This window comes from Pseudomonas xionganensis (assembly GCF_009763245.1).
In the GTDB taxonomy this organism is placed as follows: Bacteria; Pseudomonadota; Gammaproteobacteria; order Pseudomonadales; family Pseudomonadaceae; genus Aquipseudomonas; species Aquipseudomonas xionganensis.
Genome location: NZ_WKJZ01000008.1, coordinates 1 through 914 on the forward strand (window position 1 = coordinate 1; position 914 = coordinate 914).

General features: G+C 48.1%; 1 protein-coding gene. It reads left to right on the forward strand.

Annotated elements, in window-relative coordinates:
• On the forward strand, positions 1-507 hold a 507-nt coding region (locus GJV18_RS18480), incomplete at its 5' end, for a hypothetical protein (RefSeq protein WP_218572197.1).
• Positions 508-914: the final 407 nt, after the last annotated feature.

Here is a 914-nt window from a genome sequence, read left to right on the forward strand (position 1 = left end):
GTTAAGTGTCTTCAGGAAGAAATCATGGAATTCAAAGTAGGAAGTTTCACCTTCGGAAGATGCGACAAAATTGCTGCTGAATGGATGCACCAACATGGTCAAGCCCTATTAAAGTACTCCTTGTCGATCATATTCATCTGGCTTGGCGCTCTAAAGCCACTTGGCTTAAGCCCAGTAAATGATCTAGTGACAAACACGATAACCTGGCTCCCTTCAGATATATTCATACCCATATTGGGGTTATGGGAAATTGCCATTGGCGTTTGCCTTCTCATCAAGCCGCTGTTGAGAATCGCATTAACCTTGCTATTTTTACAGCTATTCGGAACCGTACTGCCGCTATTTATGCTGCCAGAAGTGTGCTTCATCAAATTCCCATACGCACTCACACTTGAAGGTCAGTACATAATTAAAAATTGTGTGATCTTAAGCGCTGCTATTGTCGTAGGCGGCGGTTTAAGCAAAGAAGTATCCCAGTACGCAGGCCAAAGCGCGCAAAACACTTAACAAGTGGTTCAAATCGTTCGCTTCGCTCACTGGGACGGGCTAAAGCCCGCCCCTTAACCAAACGTTAGGCGTAAAAGCAGAAATCTAGTAACAAGGAAGTTATGCGCTCGAATAACAATTGCCTTTGGCATTCTGCAAATGTGCGGCGGCTGTACGAATCCGGTCCGGAACATTTGCGCCAGAACACAATTATCCAAAACTCGCCAACAGGTTCATCAGCGCGCGTCCTCACCGCCGTCGGGAGCTTTTTCCCGCAAAATCGTGCGCGTATGTTTCAGGCCACACATTCAAAATCGAGTCGCCTAACAACCCTGCGCCCGGCGTGCCATCTGCGCCTAACCAGGCATTCAAGCCACTCGCTTCGCTCGTTGGGACGGGCTAAAGCCCGCCCCTTAACTAACCGTTAG